16 protein-coding genes and 1 pseudogene are annotated in these 17,943 nt (G+C 32.5%); 3 read left to right on the top strand and 14 right to left on the bottom strand.

Annotated features, from left to right (window positions below; all coding sequences use genetic code 11):
* Positions 1-346 (top strand): annotated as a pseudogene (locus K345_RS23060) (integrase core domain-containing protein); the annotation flags it as partial.
* A 553-nt stretch (positions 347-899) separates the two neighbouring features.
* On the opposite strand, the gene rfbD reads toward K345_RS23060, so the two are convergent.
* The 13 genes from rfbD to dnaA all read right to left on the bottom strand — a co-directional run bounded on the left by rfbD (position 900) and on the right by dnaA (position 12,624).
* Complete coding sequence (gene rfbD, locus K345_RS0105880; protein ID WP_028973385.1) at positions 900-1,769, bottom strand: dTDP-4-dehydrorhamnose reductase; 870 nt, start codon at positions 1,767-1,769, stop codon at positions 900-902.
* Positions 1,766-2,326 carry a dTDP-4-dehydrorhamnose 3,5-epimerase gene (gene rfbC / locus K345_RS0105875; RefSeq protein WP_028973384.1) on the bottom strand — a complete coding sequence of 187 codons (561 nt, stop codon included), beginning with the start codon at positions 2,324-2,326 and terminating at the stop codon, positions 1,766-1,768. The genes rfbD and rfbC overlap by 4 nt, the downstream gene beginning before the upstream one ends.
* Position 2,327: 1 nt before the next feature.
* Positions 2,328-3,197 carry a glucose-1-phosphate thymidylyltransferase RfbA gene (rfbA, locus tag K345_RS0105870; protein ID WP_028973383.1) on the bottom strand — a complete coding sequence of 290 codons (870 nt, stop codon included), beginning with the start codon at positions 3,195-3,197 and terminating at the stop codon, positions 2,328-2,330.
* Between the two features lie 23 nt (positions 3,198-3,220).
* Positions 3,221-4,588, bottom strand: coding sequence for a mannose-1-phosphate guanylyltransferase/mannose-6-phosphate isomerase (locus K345_RS0105865; RefSeq protein WP_028973382.1), 1,368 nt, complete (start codon positions 4,586-4,588; stop codon positions 3,221-3,223).
* A gap of 485 nt (positions 4,589-5,073) precedes the next feature.
* Positions 5,074-5,736 carry an RNA-binding cell elongation regulator Jag/EloR gene (jag, locus tag K345_RS0105860; RefSeq protein WP_028973381.1) on the bottom strand — a complete coding sequence of 221 codons (663 nt, stop codon included), beginning with the start codon at positions 5,734-5,736 and terminating at the stop codon, positions 5,074-5,076.
* Between the two features lie 43 nt (positions 5,737-5,779).
* Positions 5,780-7,501 carry a membrane protein insertase YidC gene (gene yidC, locus K345_RS0105855; RefSeq protein ID WP_028973380.1) on the bottom strand — a complete coding sequence of 574 codons (1,722 nt, stop codon included), beginning with the start codon at positions 7,499-7,501 and terminating at the stop codon, positions 5,780-5,782.
* Between the two features lie 21 nt (positions 7,502-7,522).
* Positions 7,523-7,717, bottom strand: a complete 195-nt coding sequence (gene yidD / locus K345_RS22830) for a membrane protein insertion efficiency factor YidD (protein ID WP_425423283.1) — start codon at positions 7,715-7,717, stop codon at positions 7,523-7,525.
* A 10-nt stretch (positions 7,718-7,727) separates the two neighbouring features.
* On the bottom strand, positions 7,728-8,090 hold the full coding sequence (gene rnpA / locus K345_RS0105850; protein ID WP_028973379.1) for a ribonuclease P protein component: 363 nt from the start codon (positions 8,088-8,090) through the stop codon (positions 7,728-7,730).
* Positions 8,071-8,226, bottom strand: coding sequence for a 50S ribosomal protein L34 (rpmH, locus tag K345_RS0105845; RefSeq protein ID WP_028973378.1), 156 nt, complete (start codon positions 8,224-8,226; stop codon positions 8,071-8,073). Before rpmH ends, rnpA begins: the two co-directional genes overlap by 20 nt.
* A 99-nt stretch (positions 8,227-8,325) precedes the next feature.
* Complete coding sequence (locus K345_RS0105840; protein ID WP_028973377.1) at positions 8,326-8,829, bottom strand: DciA family protein; 504 nt, start codon at positions 8,827-8,829, stop codon at positions 8,326-8,328.
* The gene (gene recF / locus K345_RS0105835) at positions 8,819-9,901 is read right to left on the bottom strand and encodes a DNA replication/repair protein RecF (protein WP_028973376.1); all 1,083 of its coding nucleotides are present in this window, start codon (positions 9,899-9,901) and stop codon (positions 8,819-8,821) included. The genes K345_RS0105840 and recF overlap by 11 nt, the downstream gene beginning before the upstream one ends.
* A complete protein-coding gene (gene dnaN / locus K345_RS0105830) occupies positions 9,901-11,007 on the bottom strand; it encodes a DNA polymerase III subunit beta (RefSeq protein WP_028973375.1) in 1,107 nt (368 codons plus the stop codon). Before dnaN ends, recF begins: the two co-directional genes overlap by 1 nt.
* Positions 11,008-11,226: 219 nt before the next feature.
* A complete protein-coding gene (gene dnaA, locus K345_RS0105825) occupies positions 11,227-12,624 on the bottom strand; it encodes a chromosomal replication initiator protein DnaA (protein WP_028973374.1) in 1,398 nt (465 codons plus the stop codon).
* 414 nt (positions 12,625-13,038) lie between these two features.
* Here dnaA and gyrB point away from each other — a divergent pair, with 414 nt between their 5' ends.
* On the top strand, positions 13,039-14,958 hold the full coding sequence (gene gyrB, locus K345_RS0105820) for a DNA topoisomerase (ATP-hydrolyzing) subunit B (protein WP_028973373.1): 1,920 nt from the start codon (positions 13,039-13,041) through the stop codon (positions 14,956-14,958).
* Positions 14,959-14,978: 20 nt separating this feature from the next.
* Positions 14,979-17,429, top strand: a complete 2,451-nt coding sequence (gene gyrA / locus K345_RS0105815; protein ID WP_028973372.1) for a DNA topoisomerase (ATP-hydrolyzing) subunit A — start codon at positions 14,979-14,981, stop codon at positions 17,427-17,429.
* A gap of 256 nt (positions 17,430-17,685) precedes the next feature.
* Here gyrA and K345_RS0105810 read toward each other — a convergent pair whose 3' ends face one another.
* Positions 17,686-17,913 (bottom strand): NifU family protein, encoded by a 228-nt coding sequence (locus K345_RS0105810; protein WP_028973371.1) that lies wholly within the window; start codon positions 17,911-17,913, stop codon positions 17,686-17,688.
* Positions 17,914-17,943: the final 30 nt, after the last annotated feature.

Here is a 17,943-nt window from a genome sequence, read left to right as displayed (position 1 = left end):
TAGATCACTTGAGCAAATAATAGAATGGAGAGGAAAACCACAAAGACTAAGGTGTGACAATGGACCAGAATACATTAGTGATGCTCTTAAGAGTTAGAGTAGAAAAAACTGTATCGAACTATCTTTTATCCAGAAAGGGAAGCCAACACAGAATGCTTACATTGAAAGATTTAATAGAACTGCTAGACATGAATGTCTAAAGTTGAATATCTTCAAATCTATCTATCATGCACAAGAACTTGCGACAAGAGGGATGTGGATATACAATAATGAAAGACCTCATTCGTCTTTGGGCGGCATTACCCCTAGAATGGTTTTAGATAATTCTACAAATTACTCCTATTAATAATGGGGGGATTACACATCCTATTCCCTTGTCGTACGAATTTGACTGACCGATTCTTAAGTGGCAATATCTTCTTGATTAATGATTCTTTGAACGTCAAACTATACCTTATAATTGAAGATCCTTTGAAAATGAAAATGCTTCAACTATATTGACTCACAGGGTACAGCTTTCAAGAAATTATCAAACAAAGCTTAAATTCAGATTACTTCATTTTCTCAAAAGAAATCCACAATCGATACATATTATTAAAATCTGGAGAATCAGTTATACTTTCTGCTTTATTGTTTCGTCTCTCTACTTTTCCTAATGGTATAAGTACTACTGCTTTATGTTAATATGGATAGTCGTATTTAAAAGGGAACGATACTAGTTTCTTTTATCCTAACTTTCTACATTTAGATACTTTATATCAAATATTCACTGCAAAAGGATTAAAAAAACGAGTGGAAAAAGGTTAAAAAACAAATAACTTTCATTAAAAACTTACCTTAGTAATAAATGAACAGTTCTTTAATACTAACAATTATGAACACATATTAGTACCATTGTTTTAAAGCTCATTGCTAAGTATTAATATATATTTTTCAAGAGAATCCTTCCAATTTGATATTTCATAATTAAAGTTTTTTTTAAATTTATCTGTATTTAACAAACTATACCTAGGCCTTTTGGCTTTACTTACAAATTCATTACTCGTACAAGGATTAACTGTACAATTGTTGTTTATTATTTTGTAATCTCGCCCAATTCTATATATTTCTTTTGCAAAATCATACCAGGAACACTCTCCCTCACCAGAAAAATGATATGTTCCGAAATTATCAGAATCCATGGCTATAATAGAAATGATACCAAAAGCAAATTCCTTTGTCCATGTTGGGCTTCCCCATTGATCATTTACAACCTTTATACTATCACTATTATTCATAAGCCGTACCATTGTGTGTAAAAAACTTGGACCTTTCCAACCATACAACCAAGCTGTTCTAATAATGAAGTAATTATTAAAAGTATTCTGAATTGCCTTTTCACCTAAAAGTTTACTTTTTCCATAGACATTTATAGGATTTGTTGTATCTTCAGGAACTAAAGCTTTATCTTGATTTCCTGAAAAAACATAGTCAGTTGATATATGTATCATTTTTGCATTAAGTTTCTTACATACTTTTGCAATATTTTCAGCACCTTTTGCATTTATAGTAATTGCTAATGATTCTTCATCTTCAGCGTTATCAACTGATGTGTAGGCAGCACAATTAATAACCCAGGATACAGTCAAATTATTACAAAATCTTTCTAATAATTTATAGTTTGTAATATCAACTTCTCGATCAGTCTTTATAAATTCAAAACTTAATAATTCAAGAGCTTCAGCAACTTCTTGACCTAACATACCTCCAGCACCAATAAGCCAAATCATAAATCATCCTTATTGATTTCTTTTAACAAAGGCTGTTGACAGTCTTTGTTCGAGATAATTAATTTCATTCCATCAACTATTGGCCATGGAATATTTAAATCTGGATCATTCCATCTTATACCACAATCAACATTTGGATGATACTCTTTTGTACATTTATACAAAAAATGTACAGTGTCAGATAATACTAGAAAACCATGTCCAAAACTAGGAGGAATGTATAACATGGTACCATTTTTTGAATCTAGCTTTACACCATATGCTTTACCAAAAGTATTTGAATCCTTCCTTAAATCTACTGCAACATCCCAAACACATCCGTCAATTGTTCTTACCAATTTTCCTTGAGAAAAAGGTGCCTTTTGAAAATGTATACCTCTTAATACACCTCTAGAACTAAAAGAATGATTATCTTGAACAAAATCTTCAGTAATACCTGCATTTTTAAAATCAGAAATTTTAAATGTTTCTAAAAACCAACCTCTATCATCACGAAATACTCTTGGATGAATAACATATAGTCCTTCAATTGGGGTTTTTTCGAACTCAAATGGCACTTTATTCCTTCCTTGTAAGCCTTAATAAGTATTCACCATAGCCAGATTTTTTTAATGGTAATGATAATTTTTGCAATTGCTCCTGATTGATATACCCCATACGATATGCTATTTCTTCAATACAAGCAATTTTAAGACCTTGTCTATCCTCAATGGCTTTAACAAAATTTGTAGCATCAACTAAACTGTCGTGTGTTCCTGTATCAAGCCATGCATAACCACGTCCCATCAATTCCACATTTAATTTTCCTTGCTGTAGATAGATCTTATTAACATCAGTAATCTCTAATTCTCCTCGAGGACTTGGTTTCAAACTACAGGCTATATCGACAACAGAATTATCATAATAATATAAACCAACAACTGCGTAATTAGACTTAGGAAATTCAGGTTTTTCCTCTAATGACAACACCTTCCCATTTTTATCATATTCAACAACACCATATCTCTCTGGATCACTTACATAGTAACCAAAAACTGTTGCCCCACTTGTTCTAGAAGCTGCTAATTGTAAACGATCTGATAAATGATGCCCATAAAATATATTATCACCCAATACCAAAGCTACAGAATCAGATCCAATAAAATCTTTTCCGATGATGAAAGCTTCTGCTAGACCATTTGGGGCATCCTGAACAGCGTAACTCAGATTCAAACCATATAAACGACCATCACCAAATAGATTTTCAAATTTAGATAGATCTTCAGGTGTTGATATAATTAAGATTTCTTTTATACCTGACAACATCAATATTGATAATGGATAATATATCATTGGTTTATCATAAACTGGAAGTAATTGCTTACATACTACTTTTGTAATTGGGTAAAGCCTGGTTCCGGATCCACCAGCTAGTATTATACCTTTCATTTATATCTCCATTTACTATTATGTCACCAATCATAGCCAATCCTTAATATATCTTCAGGATCAACAACTTCACCAGATTGTATCTCAATAATCACTAATTGAACATCTCCAATATTCCTCACAGAATGTAATAGGCCAGCAGGAATTGTTATCTTTTGATCTACTACCAAAGTACTTTCAATTTCATCAAGCTTAACTTTTGCAAGTCCCTTAACAACCTGCCAATGTTCCTGACGATTAAAGTGCTTATGAATACTTAAGTTAGCCCCTGGATTTATACTAATATGTCTTACAATATAATTAGATGTCTTGGTTAAAGTGCGATACTCTCCCCAGGGTCTTTTTACCTTTACTGGAGCATCCAATAAAGAAGAATTCTCCTCTTTTAATTTATCGACAACCTTTTTGACATCTTGCCCAGAACCACGCTTGGCAATAAGTAAAGCATCAGGACTATCAATAATCATTAGATCTTCAACATCAATGAGAGCAAGTTTTTTTTCTTGTCCTACTAATAGATTACCTCTGCTATTAATTAAAATTGGATCTTCTATTCCTATCAAACTATTTTCTATATTTGGATTAAAACACTCATCATAAAGACTATCAAAGCTTCCCAGATCACTCCAACCAATATCGCATGGTACAACAGCTACTTTTTGAGAAGGTTCCATAACTCCATAATCAATGGAAATTGATGGAATATTAACCATATCTGAGTGTTGTGGTTTTAAAAGTTTTCTTTCAGTGCAATTATTATAGGCTGTCAAACATGCTTCATATACTTGTGGATTATGATGCTGCAATTCTTCTAAAAATACACCTGCTTTAAAGAGAAACATTCCAGAATTCCATAAATAGCTACCATCAGCTAAATAAGATTCTGCTGTTTTTATATCTGGTTTCTCACAAAATTGCTCAACTATATTACCATTTGCTTTAATATAGCCAAAGCCTGTTTCAGCATAACTGGGTTTTATACCAAAAGTTACAAGATTACCACTCATTGCTAGTACTTGAGCTTTTTCAATTGCTTTTTTATAAGCTAGTTCTTTAGTTATAAGATGATCAGAAGGTGTAACCAATACTAAGGTTTCTGGATCTAAAGCAAATATAGATAATGCAATAGCAGGAGCAGTATTTCGACCAACAGTTTCAATTAATCCTTCTTCGATTAGATAATTACAATTCTTAAGTTGATCAAATGCGAGGAATGCTTGGTCTTCATTAGCCGCTATAAGGATCTTTTCACATAAAGAAAGATTTCGCTTAACAGTACTTTCAAAGAGACTTGTGTTTCCTAGTAGGGGATAAAATTGCTTAGGCATTAGCTTACGGCTAATTGGCCATAATCTACTACCAACACCTCCACACAGTATCAGATTAACCAACTACTTATCCTTCAGAATTATTAATACCAGTAACCTAGCATGCTATGGCAACAAAATCAATTAGAGTGGTCCATAGATTTATTTGGAATATTAAGATCATAAACATGGATTCTACTATTATGGATAAATTGTTTATATAAATTAAGCTATTATTTGTACTTTTAATGTCAAGACAGCATATTTTCAATACTAGAGAATATAAATTTTGTCTATTACGTTTCAAACAAAACTAGTAAGCATAATCAATGTCTTTGATACTAAATAATGTATTTTCTTAAGGTATAATTAATTTTCAATTATAATTCTTAGAAGATATATTATTAACATTTTATCCACAACTTGTGGATGATTATTTTATATTTCTTAAAATTCGCAAAAATAGTGAATTTATATAGACCATATCCACATATGAATAGATAAGTTGTGGATAAGTGGAATTATAAAATTTTGATTTTTCGTCCACAACTTATCCACATTACAACCCTTTAGTCCACGTATTTCACTCTAATCTGCTTCAAAAGACCTTCACCTTCACTTTCCGTTTCAATGTGATCAAGTTCACCTAAAGCCGTATGAATTAACCTTCGTTCAAAAGGATTCATAGGTTCTAATAGCCGGCTTCTTTTCGTCTTCTTTACTTGGGAAGCTACGCGATGTGCCATTCTTACAAGACTCTCTTCACGTCGTTCTCTATAATTTTCAGAATCAATAACAACACGATATTCTTTTGTTTCGGGTATCAGTCTACCAAGATATACATTGGACACTAATTGTATAGCATCTAAGTTTTTTCCTCGTTTTCCTATTAGAATACCTGAGTGCTCACTTTCTATGACCACATGAAACTTTTTGTCTGATCTATCATGTAAAAAAACAGAACCAGGAAATCCCATCTTAGAAATCAAAGACTTAATAAAAGAAATAACCTTTTCTTCTATATCATTTGGAACTAAAGGGGCACCAAGTTCACTGGAAATTGATTCTTCTTCCATATGAACTCTGATTTTAACCTTACCCTTTTTGAATAAAAAACCTGTCTTCTCTGTTTCTACAATTTCGACATCGAATTCATCTTGATTTAAACCAAGTTCTTCTACAGCCTTACTAATAGCTTCTTTTTGAGTTTTACCTTCAAACTCTTTTACCATAGGGCAACTCCTGTTCTAGATTTATTCAGGAGCCCACTTTCTATTAAGCCTTCTTTTTCTTTACCATTTTGTTTATTACAATTTGTTGAACAGCACTTAAGACATTAGTAACTGTCCAGTATAATAATAATCCAGATGGCATATCATACATTATGAAGAAAAAGAATATTGGCATCCCATAAGTGAGCATTTTCATCTGACTATCACTTGTAGCCCCTGTGTTTTGGGATTGTGTAATTTTGGTCATAACTATCTGTGTAATAACCATCAAGAATGGAAGTATTCTAAAATCATTTCCAACAACAGGTAACGTTACACCAGACCATGAAAAAACATGTTCAGGAGCTGACAAATCTGAAATCCAAGGTGATATAAAAGCAGCACCTCGCAGATCAAAGTGTGAGTTTAATAATCTATATAAAGCAAAAAATATTGGAAGTTGTAGTACCATTGGTAAACAACCACCTAAAGGATTTACTCCTTCTTTTTTATACAAATCAGCCATCGCCATATTCATTTTATTGGGATCATCTTTAAACTTTTCCCGTATTTCAGTGATCTTTGGCTGAACAGCCTGCATGGCTGCAGTAGACTGATATGATTTTCTGGTAATTGGATATAAAACTAATCTTACCAAAAACGTTAGTAGAATAATAGCGACACCATAGTTATGTACTATACTATAAAACATTTCCAAGAAAAATTTAAGAACTGTCTCTAAGGCCCCTAACAGAATATTCTTTTTAATAAGATCGTCTAAATTTAGATTAGAAACACCATACCCATTATCTGAAGCATTATTATACTGAGATAAAGTGCTAACAGATTTAGGTCCTATGTAAAAACGAAAGATATCTGTAGATTTTGATGCCTTAAGTAGAGGTCTGGATAAAATCAAACGACTAGTTTTTTCCATTCCTCTTACAGGAACGCTGCTTACAGTAATATCATAATTAGTATCATCTGGGATCGCTATCAATGAAAAATATTTACCATCAATAGCAACCCAATCTACATGATCATTTACTTCAACTTCATTATTCTTTAGTTTTAGCTTTTTCCGTTTATCATCAATATGATAATAGTAATTTCTATATTCATTCCTATTGTCTAACTTTTCAAAGTAGGGACCAATTTGAGGTCCATATTCTAATCTATAAGCAGAACCATTGAAGTCTAAATCAGGTATTTGATTATTCGATCCTTCAATAGTAATAGCCAATTCCATCAGATATTCATTGGGAAGAAATCGATAAGTCTTTTTTAGAACAAAAGGAATTCCTGATTTATCATTAAATCTTTGTCTGAATTCAAATATATTATCAGACACTTTTCTGTAAACAAAATTTTCATCTAGTGGTCTTCCATATTTTTGACCTAATGTTATACCAAACGCAGAATAGTCACTTTCACCTTTATTAACCATTTCAACATAATCGTTACCATCTGTATGTTTTTTCAGTTTAAGTGAAGTAACAACTGCGCCTTTCGACAAAAATTCAATACGAAAAATATCATTTTCTTCAATTATTTTTTGTTCAGGTGCAGAATCCAGACTTTCTTCAGAAAAAGTAGTATCAGAATAATCAACGACTTCTGATGGTGATTGAACCTCAACATTAGGAATATCTTCTTTTTGAACTGTTTCCTGATTTGCCACTTCTTCATTCACTACTTTAGGTGGCCATAAAATGTTTTGAATAAAAAAACTTACCGAAACAATGACAACAGATAAGATAACTGCTAATAGAGTGCGTTTATCCACGATAAACTCCTTTGCAACATATTATGGTACAGGGTCATTCCCTCCAGGATTCCAGGGATGACACCGTGAAATTCGCTTTATAGAGAGCCATCCACCTTTAATTGGTCCATATTTTTTGATGGCTTCCCTCGCATAAGTTGAACATGTGGGATTAAAGCGACAACTACTTGGTAGCCAAGGAGAAATCATGGTCTTATAAATCCATATAATACCCAATAAGAAATATTTAATCGGTAATAATATTATCCTCAAAAATTTCCGCTTTCCTCAATAGTTCAATAATCTGACTCTTCCTTTCCGAATAAATATCATTATTTGAAGGAAACAGCATAAAAACCAGATCAAAACCACATTTGATCTGGTTTTTATTTAGCCTGTAAATTTCTCTTACAACTCTTTTCGCTCGGTTTCTATGGACAGCTTTCCCATATTTCCTTACTAAAGTGACTGTAAAACGGCTTTGAGCTAAATCATTTCTTTTAAAGAATAGTTTAGCTCCTTTAATACTCACAGAATGGGCATGTTTAAACATGCCCCTTATATCTTTCTGCTTTTTTATTCTTTCTGACTTAGTAAGGTTTCTTCTCATCCGCAACGGATAGCTTTTTCCGTCCCTTTTGGCGTCTTCTTTTTAATACTAGACGACCATTTTTGGTTGCCATACGTGCTCTGAAACCAAATTTTCTATTTCTTTTAACTCGGCTTGGTTGGTATGTTCGCTTCACGCCTTATCCTCCTTGCAAATTTCTATCGGAAAAGCAATAGCTTTATTGACATGTTCACAGATAGGGTAATATACAGAATTCAAGTTTTTCTTGTCAATGTTAGGTTCTATCCTTTTGGTCAATAGCTTGCCCTAATTTCTTTAATAATTCTTTAAAATCACCATCTTCTAGCTCTTTATAGAAAGATTTCTCTTTTTCCCCCTCGATTTGACCAGTAGGAGCAAAATTATAAATGATCTGATTTTCTTCATTTAGTGTACTACTTTCATCATTAGTCACAAGTCTAGTTCTAATAGTCCTTATTTCAATATCAGGATATTTAGCAACAACATAATCTAAAAAATTACGTTTTTCCATATCAAATATTTGCATCCATCCAGGGTGATCAATATCTACAATTAAAACCCCATTTGAAATGTCATGTATTTTGGAATGATATCCTATTTCTTTAAACTTTCTATTTCTAGTAGGAAATGAAGAAATCAATTTATCCCATGTACTAAAAAAAGTATAAAACTTTTGAGCATCTTCTGATTTTTTACCAATCAATCCTTCTAATTTAGATACAATATCAGAAGCTTTACTCCAATTTTCATTTTTCATATGTAATAAAGTCTCCTGATTCAACTGAGTATACAATAGTATCATCTTTCCTGTAGCTTAAATTAGCCATATCAGGAAGAAAAGTAAAAAAAGCTTGGTCATATTCTGGAATTACTTCAAGAAAACGAGCTCTTTTTTTGCTATCTAACTCTAAGAGAACATCATCCAGAAGCAAAATTGGTTTTTTTCCTGTTTCTTGTGTGAAAAACACTCCTTGTGCAACTTTTAAAATTAAACTAATCAGTCGAGATTGTCCTGTTGATGCCAATTGAGAAAAATCTTTTCCCTCCATAATAAACCTATAGTTATCCCTATGGGGACCAGATGTGGTAATTCCTAATATGTTCTCTTGTTCAAATTTTCTTTCTAGGTTTTTAATAATCACAGAAGTGTCATTCTCTTTCCAACTAGGTTTATATTCAATGAATAAGTCTGATTCCAACTGACTAACATATTTGAACAATTGACTAAATACTTTGTTGAATTTTTTAGTGATAGCAGATCTATAATTACGTAATTCCAAGCCTTTGGAAACGATTTGGATATTTAGTATATCTATCAATTCTTTCTCATTACGTTTTAATACAATATTTCGATGTTTCAAAATTTTTTTGTATTCTCTTAGTAAATCTATATAGTCAGGATCATATAAACTTAATGTTTGATCAAAAAAGTTTCTTCTTTCCTCTGGTGTTCCTGATACAAGAAAAATATCCTCATGACTAAAAACAATACATGGCAATTTCCAGATTAGTTCTTTTCTATCCCGTAATTGTTTGTCATCAATCAGGATACTTTTTTTACCCTTTTGTAGTTTAAAGTGTATTTTATGTTCCATTTCATCTTGAAAGTATTGTCCTATGGCAGAAAAATCGTCTTTTTGATTTTTTATAAGAATCTTATCCTGTTTTGTTCTAAAACTTGATCCATAACACAGAACATATATTGCTTCCAAGAAATTTGTTTTTCCTTGACCATTTTCACCTATAAGAAAGATCTCCCGACCGTTTAGGGAGATCTCTTTGTCTAGAAGGTTACGAAAATTATATAATTTGATGTTATTAAAAGGCATTAATCCATTTGCATGGGCATAACTATATGAAAATACTCAGATTCAGGATTTGATCTTATAGTAACAGCACGGCTTGGTTCGGTAAATTGGAATATTAATCCTTCTGAATTAACAACCTTTAAAGGATCCTGTAAATAAACATAATTTAAAGCTATTGTGTATTCTTGGCCTTCATATTCACAAGGTATTTCTTCTTTGGCGTGACCAATTTCACTTTCTTCTGAACTTAATGTCATAATACCTTGACCAACAGTAAGGTATATCCTTCTAGATTTTTGTTCAGCTAATAGACTAACTCTCTTTAATGCATCATTTAAAACAGATTTTTGAACAAGTACATTGTGTTCTTGATATTCAGGAATAACTCTTGAATAGTTAGGAAATTGGCCTTCTATCAAAGTTGAAGATATTTTGAGATTATCAAATCTGGTATATATAGTCTTATCATTGATAGCAATCTCAATTGAACCTTCGCCTGAAGATAATTTCTTGATTAAAGTTAGAATTTTGGGAGGTATGATTATTCCAGCAAAATCAGGTAAAGGAGTTTCGATTTCCTTTTCTATATAAGATAATCTTCTACCATCAGTGGCTACCATTACAAGTTTGTTTTCCTGCTTTTCCATATAAACACCATTCATAAAATATCGTGTTTCATCATCACTGATAGCAAATATCGTTTGTTGAACCATTTGATTTAAAAATTCTTGAGGAATTTCAAAGTAATTATCATCAGGTATTTCCTGTATTTCGGGGAATTTATCACTGGGTATACTCTTTAATTGGAAATCAATTTTCTTTTCTAGAGGAGTTATGATTAATCTGCCATTTTCTGTGTGATCAAAGATTACTTCACCTTCAGGAAGAGATCGTAAAATACCTAAAAATTTGTCACAAAAAATCGTAGTTGTACCAGGAGTTTCTACTTCAACAGGTATCCTTGTTTCAAAACCTACCTTTAAATCGGTTGCTTTTATGATGAGGGTGTTATTATCAGCTTCAATTAATACGTTTGATAATATGGATAGAGCATTACGTGATGAAATTATCTCTTGTGCAATTGAAATTTCTTTTAATATAACGCTTTTTTCACAGATAAATCGCATATCTTACTCCTATAAGAATTTTATAATTTATAAGTAGTAGTAGTAATAGGGCCTGTTGATATGTGTAAAACCCTAATAAACTCTTATCATAATAAATTTTATTCTGTAGACAAACTACTGTATAACTATAACAGTAAATTCACATATTCAGAATTTATTTTTATAATGAACAATAATCAAAAGATTTTCCACTTAGTATGCTTACTTTTCCACAAGTTTTTAAGAACCTGTACCATATTCTCTTACTGAACGGATTAATTGATTGATCGTAGACTCCAAAGTAGGGTCCTGCATCATTCTATCTTCAATTTTTGTACAGGCATGCATTACTGTTGTATGATCTCTACCTCCAAATTCTAATCCCACTTCAGTAGTAGAGAACTCAGTAATTTCACGAACTATATACATGGCAATTTGTCTTGGAAAAGTTATGACTTTTGTTCTTTTTTTACCCTTTAGATCATTAGGGCTTAGGTTAAAATAATCAGAAACAATACGTTGAACTAAATCAATTGTTATATTTTGCTGAACTGGACCACTGAAAATATGCCTTAATTGATCTTGAGCTATCTCAACAGTGACAGTTTTATTTGTTAATTCAGAATAGGCTGATAATTTTACTAGTGCAGCTTCAAGATCTCTGACATTTGTAGTCACATTTTTAGCTATAATCTCAAGAATATTATCAGTTATGCTTATGTTTTCTTTGTCTTCTATTTTTTTCTTCAATATTGCTAAACGTGTTTCATAATTAGGAATTTGAAGATCTACATTTAGACCTCTCTCAAATCTACTTCTTAATCTTTCCGTTACATCTTTTAGTTCCGAAACCGGTCTATCACAAGTAAAAACCATTTGTTTATTGGCATCATATAAGGCATTGAAAGTGTGAAACAGTTCTTCTTGTGTTTCCTTTTTGTTTTGTAGATCATGAATATCATCAATTAATAATACATCTACATTCCGATATTTATTTTTGAAGTGAGGCATGTTTTTATTACGTATGCAATTAACAAACTCATCAATAAAGTCTCCGGCAGTTATGTAATGTATTTTTAAGTTTGTATTGTCATTATAAGCGAAATTCCCTATGGACTGCATTAGATGTGTTTTACCTAGTCCTACACCACCATATATCATACAAGGGTTATATGCAGTTCCAGGGTTTCTCGCTATTGCCATAGCGGCGTTAGCTGCGAAGTTGGAGTTTTCACCAATAACAAATCTCTCAAATGTGTAATCAGATCGAAGATTCGGATGATGCCTGAGTACTGTAGGTTTGCTATCATGTTTTGTGTTAACCGGTAGAGGATATTCTTCAGCAATTTTTTCTTTCTCTATTACTTGTGGAGCTTCTTCTCTTTTTTCAACATTAAAACCTAATTTAATATTGCGTCCGGATATTTCGTAAAGTATTTGTTCTATTTTATTGGTATATCTTCTTTTTAATTGATCTATAAAAAACTTGGATGGTACTTCCAAGATAATTTCTGATGTAGAGGAGGAGTGGTATTTTGTTTGATCTATCCATATCTGCATCTCTTCTTCGGATAATTCTTTACGAATTTGATTAATAGCTTCTTTCCAAAATGGACTTAAATCAATTTGATTAGACATATTTCCTCCTTATTACATTTTTTAAGCTTTTTAACAGTTTATCCACAAGCAGATTATACTCCAATCTATGTTAATATCTCTAGAAATTCAAAATCTTTCTGCATAAATTCTCATAAATTTAACTTATCATGAATTTAGTTGTTTTTATATTTATTTATTATATAAGGATTTAAAAATATAATTATTTATTTAATAATATTTATCTGAATTTATATTCTTTATTAGTATAAAAATTCGGGTTATCCTCTTGAAATTCAGAATTTTACTGGAATTTATCCACAACTTATTAACAGGTTGGCCATAGTACATCTAAAAGATCGTTCTGACAAGGAGTTTCCAACCTTTACTTTTTTGAAGGAGAATTCTATACTTCCCAAATCTTAAAGCACATAAACATGTCAAATAGGTAGAACAATGCAAGACAATTACTCTGCACAGAATATCCAGGTACTTAAAGGTCTGGAGGCTGTTCGCAAGCGTCCTGGTATGTACATCGGTTCCACAGGACCAGATGGTCTACACCACTTAGTATATGAAATAGTTGACAACAGTATTGATGAGGCTCTCGCAGGACACTGTTCCCATATTAAAGTAGTAATAGAACACGAAGATATAATTAGGGTTGAAGACGATGGGAGAGGAATCCCTGTCGATTTACATCCTATTGAAAATGTAAGTGCAATGGAAGTTGTATTAACAAAGCTTCATGCAGGTGGAAAATTTGAAAAAGATGCTTATAAAGTATCTGGTGGTCTACATGGTGTAGGTGTCTCTGTTGTGAACGCACTGTCAACATGGTGTGAAGTAACTGTACATCAGATGAATCACGTTTATTTTCAAAGCTATAAAATTGGTGTACCAGATGAACCCGTTAAAGTAATAGGGGACACTGATAGAACTGGTACGATGGTTCGATTCAAAGCTGATCCTAATATTTTTGATATGACTGTCTATAGTTTTGATGTTTTGGCTCAAAGACTTAGAGAACTAGCCTTTTTAAATAAGGGAATCAGAATTACCTTAGAAGATAAACGTTCTGCACATGAAAAGAAACATGATTTCTTTTTTGAAGGTGGTGTAAAGTCTTTTGTTGAGTTTCTTAATAAAAATAAAACAAAAGTTCATGGTGAACCTATATATTTAGAGGGTGAGAAGGATGATGTTTTTCTCGAGATAGCACTTGAGTGGAATGATGGCTTTGCTGAAAACATATTCTCATTTGTTAATAATATAAATACTAGAGATGGTGGAACACACTTATCTGGTTTTCGATCTGCTCTAACGAGAACACTTAATGACCGTTTAAAAGAAAGTAAACACGTAAAGAAAATGGATGAAAGCTTTTCTGGAGAAGATGCTCGTGAAGGTTTAACAGCTGTTGTATCGGTAAAAGTACCAAATCCCCAGTTTGAAGGTCAAACAAAGGGAAAATTAGGTAATTCCGAGGTTCGTGGTATTGTTGAATCTTTTCTGAATGATCAACTTTCAGATTTTTTTGAAAAGAACCCTAAAGTGTTAGAGCAAGTATTAGAAAAGGTTGTGTTAGCAGCTAAAGCACGAGTAGCTGCTAGAAGAGCTAGAGATTTAACACGACGAAAAAGTGTATTGGAATCTGCCGGTTTACCTGGTAAATTAGCGGATTGTTCGGAAAAGGATCCTTCTAAATGTGAAATTTATATAGTCGAAGGGGATTCAGCTGGCGGTTCCGCAAAAATGGGAAGAGATAGAAGCTTTCAAGCTATTTTACCATTGTGGGGTAAGATGCTTAATGTTGAAAAGACTAGGTTTGATAAGGTTATATCGAATGAAAAACTTTTACCTGTTATTGGAGCTTTAGGAACAAGTGCTGGCCCTAATTTTGATTTAGAAAAGCTTCGATATTATAAAGTAATCATTATGGCTGATGCCGACGTTGATGGATCACATATTAGAACTCTTTTATTGACTTTCTTTTTTAGGTATATGCAACCTTTAGTAGAGGCTGGCCATGTGTACATAGCAATGCCACCATTGTATAAAATCGCCTACGGAAAAGAAGTTCATTATGTCTATAATGATGATGAAAGAAAGATACTTCTTAAAGAAATGAGAGAGGAGAAAGGTGTTCCTGAAGAAAAAATTAACGTTCAACGTTATAAAGGTTTAGGTGAAATGAACCCTGAGCAACTTTGGGAAACAACCATGAATCCTGATTCAAGGAATATGATGCAAGTTAAATTAGAAGATTTAGTCGAAGCTGATGAAATCTTTACTACTTTAATGGGTGATAATGTTCCTCCTCGTCGTAAATTTATCGAAGATAATGCTTTAGCTGTCTCAAATTTAGATGTCTAAACAAAATATAGGAGATAGATGTGGAACCAATAACTGGTAAAGTTATACCTGTTTCTATTGAAAATGAAGTAAAGACCTCTTATCTCAATTACGCTATGTCTGTAATTGTTAGTAGAGCACTTCCTGATGTCCGTGATGGATTAAAACCTGTACATAGGCGTATTTTATATTCTATGCATGAAATGGGATTAAGAGCCGATCGTGCGTATAAAAAGTGTGGACGTATCGTTGGAGATGTTTTAGGAAAGTATCACCCTCATGGTGATGCTAGTATCTATGATGCCTTGGTTAGATTAGCCCAGGATTTTAGTATGAGATATCCTGTTGTGAACGGACAGGGTAATTTTGGTTCTGTCGACGGTGATCCACCAGCTGCAATGCGTTATACAGAAGCTAGAATGCATAAGATCACTGAAGATATACTGAAGGATATAAAAAAGGATACAGTCGATTTTGGTCCAAACTATGATGATAGTTTGTTAGAGCCTTTAGTATTGCCTACTGGTGTACCATATCTTATCGTTAATGGTGCTAGTGGAATTGCAGTAGGAATGGCTACAAATATGGCCCCTCATAATTTAAGAGAAGTCTGTGCAGGTATTTGTGCTTATATTGATGATCCAGATATATCAATAGAAGATATGATGCGTGAATATATCAAAGGACCGGACTTTCCTACTGGAGCCATTATATTTGGTCAAAAGGGCACTTATGATGCATATCGATATGGTCGTGGTAAGATAGTTGTTCGTGCTAGACATCATATCGAAGTCATAAAAAGCGGTAAAGAAGCTATCATTATAACTGAGCTTCCCTATATGGTTAATAAAGCAAACTTAGTAGTGCGAATAGCTGATTTGATAAAAGATAAAAAAGTAGAAGGTATTACAGATTTACGAGATGAATCAGACCGTAATGGTATGCGTGTAGTTATTGAATTAAAAAAAGGTACCGTATCTGATGTTGTCTTAAATACTTTATATACACATACAGCATTACAAAGTAATTTCAGTGCTAATAACTTAGCTCTTGTTGATGGTAAGCCTCAATTATTAAATCTTTTAGATCAAATACGTTATTTTGTTGCTCATCGTAAAGATGTTATTATAAGACGTACTAAGTATGATCTTAACAAAGCAGAAGAAAGGGCTCATATATTAGAAGGGTTGAAAATAGCTCTTGAGAATATTGATGAAGTTGTTGAAATAATAAAGAAGTCTGGAAATGTTTCTGAAGCTCGATTAAATCTAATGGATAGGTTTCAATTATCAGAAAAACAATCTCAAGCTATTCTGGATATGAGATTACAAAAACTTACAAGTTTAGAGACCAAGAAAATCATTGATGAATTACAAGAGGTTCTTTCATTTATCGAATACTGTAAGGATTTGTTAGCTAATGAATATAAAATATTCAACTTAATCAAAGATGAGACTACTGAGATATCTAATAAGTATGGTGATGATAGAAGAACAGAGATCCGTAATGAGGAATTAGATGATGTTGATATTGAAGACTTAATACAACAGGAAGATATGGTTGTAGTCATGTCTAATGACGGCTTTATCAAAAGAGTCTCAGTTTCACTGTATAATTTACAGGGACGTGGTGGAAAGGGATCTAAATCTGCCAATCTACGGGATGAAGATTTTGTTTCTGATATATTCGTTGCCAATACTCATGATTATATTTTGTCTGTAACAAATTTAGGTAATGCCTATTGGACTAAAGTCTATAATTTACCAGAAGGTACACGGACTTCAAAAGGTCGACATATAAAAGGTTTATTGAATTTTGAAGAAAATGAAGAAATAACCGCAGTTGTTTCCTTGAAAGATTTTAGTGAAGAAACCTATTTGTTTATGGCAACCAAACATGGTGTAACAAAACGTGTTAAAACACATGATTTTAGAAATGCAAGGCAAAAAGGTATTCGAGCTATCATTTTAGATGATGGAGATACTTTAGTATCAGCATTACTAACGAATGGTGATGATGAAGTTATGCTGGTTACTAGGAATGGTTTAGGTTTAAGATTTAATGAAAACCTTGTCAGATCAATGGGAAGAGTAACACGAGGTGTACGTGGTATAAATCTTGTAAATGATGATTCTTTAATTGGTGTAACAATTGTAAATGATGACATGCAGATGTTTTTGCTTTCTGAAAATGGTTATGGTAAGCGATTAGAATATCATCATTTTAATCCCCATGGACGTGGTACTAAAGGACAATGTGCATATAAAACAAATGATAAATCAGGTAAAGTGATTGGTGTCACTGCTGTGGATGAAAACTGGAATGTAATGTGTATTACCAACTCTGGAAAAACTATTAAAATAGATCCTCAGAGTATATCTGTTTTTGGGAAGACTGCTTTTGGTGTTAAAATAGTAACTCCTGGAGATGGTGAAAAAGTTGTTGGATTGGCAAAATCCGAAAAAGACGCTGAAGAAAACATAATAGAATAACTAAAATAATAAAAAGGGAGATTTTTAAAATCTCCCTTTTTTGTTTCACGTGAAACATATGATCACTTTTTTTATTAAACTATGTTTCACGTGAAACAATCACTTTTCTTTTTATCCGCAAATTATCCACAGTTTAATTCCTTTTTTAGAATATCATATGTGTAATACTAATATTAGTTATTATAAGGACTTAATGACTAATATTAGTGCAACCTAGTTAATGTATGGTGAACTTACTAACAGTTTGTGCACAAGCTTAAGCATCAATATTTTCTACACTTATTACTTCTGGTACAATTGTCTTTAAATACTGTTCTATACCCTGTTTTAAAGTAACTGTGGCCATTGGACAACCATTACAGGCACCAGTCAATTGTACTTTTACAATGCCATCATCTGTAACGTCTAATAAAATCACATCTCCACCATCAGCCTGGAGGGAAGGTCTGACATCTTCGATAGCAGCTTCAACTCTTTCTCTCATAAAAACTCCTTAGTCAAATTATCCAAAATT

Origin of the sequence: Spirochaeta cellobiosiphila DSM 17781 (genome assembly GCF_000426705.1) — a bacterium.
Classification (GTDB): domain Bacteria; phylum Spirochaetota; class Spirochaetia; order DSM-17781; family DSM-17781; genus Spirochaeta_E; species Spirochaeta_E cellobiosiphila.
Note: the sequence above shows the minus strand (reverse complement) of the source record. Positions and strands in the feature narration are given on the sequence as shown.

Bases quoted from the DNA above. Each gene is read 5' to 3' on its own strand.
- gyrB (WP_028973373.1), top strand. From the start codon at position 13,039: ATGCAAGACAATTACTCTGCACAGAATATCCAGGTACTTAAAGGTCTG.
- rfbD (WP_028973385.1), bottom strand. From the start codon at position 1,769: ATGATTTGGCTTATTGGTGCTGGAGGTATGTTAGGTCAAGAAGTTGCT.
- rnpA (WP_028973379.1), bottom strand. From the start codon at position 8,090: ATGAGAAGAAACCTTACTAAGTCAGAAAGAATAAAAAAGCAGAAAGAT.
- dnaN (WP_028973375.1), bottom strand. From the start codon at position 11,007: ATGCGATTTATCTGTGAAAAAAGCGTTATATTAAAAGAAATTTCAATT.
- K345_RS0105810 (WP_028973371.1), bottom strand. From the start codon at position 17,913: ATGAGAGAAAGAGTTGAAGCTGCTATCGAAGATGTCAGACCTTCCCTC.
- dnaA (WP_028973374.1), bottom strand. From the start codon at position 12,624: ATGTCTAATCAAATTGATTTAAGTCCATTTTGGAAAGAAGCTATTAAT.
- jag (WP_028973381.1), bottom strand. From the start codon at position 5,736: ATGGTAAAAGAGTTTGAAGGTAAAACTCAAAAAGAAGCTATTAGTAAG.
- recF (WP_028973376.1), bottom strand. From the start codon at position 9,901: ATGCCTTTTAATAACATCAAATTATATAATTTTCGTAACCTTCTAGAC.
- K345_RS0105840 (WP_028973377.1), bottom strand. From the start codon at position 8,829: ATGAAAAATGAAAATTGGAGTAAAGCTTCTGATATTGTATCTAAATTA.
- rfbA (WP_028973383.1), bottom strand. From the start codon at position 3,197: ATGAAAGGTATAATACTAGCTGGTGGATCCGGAACCAGGCTTTACCCA.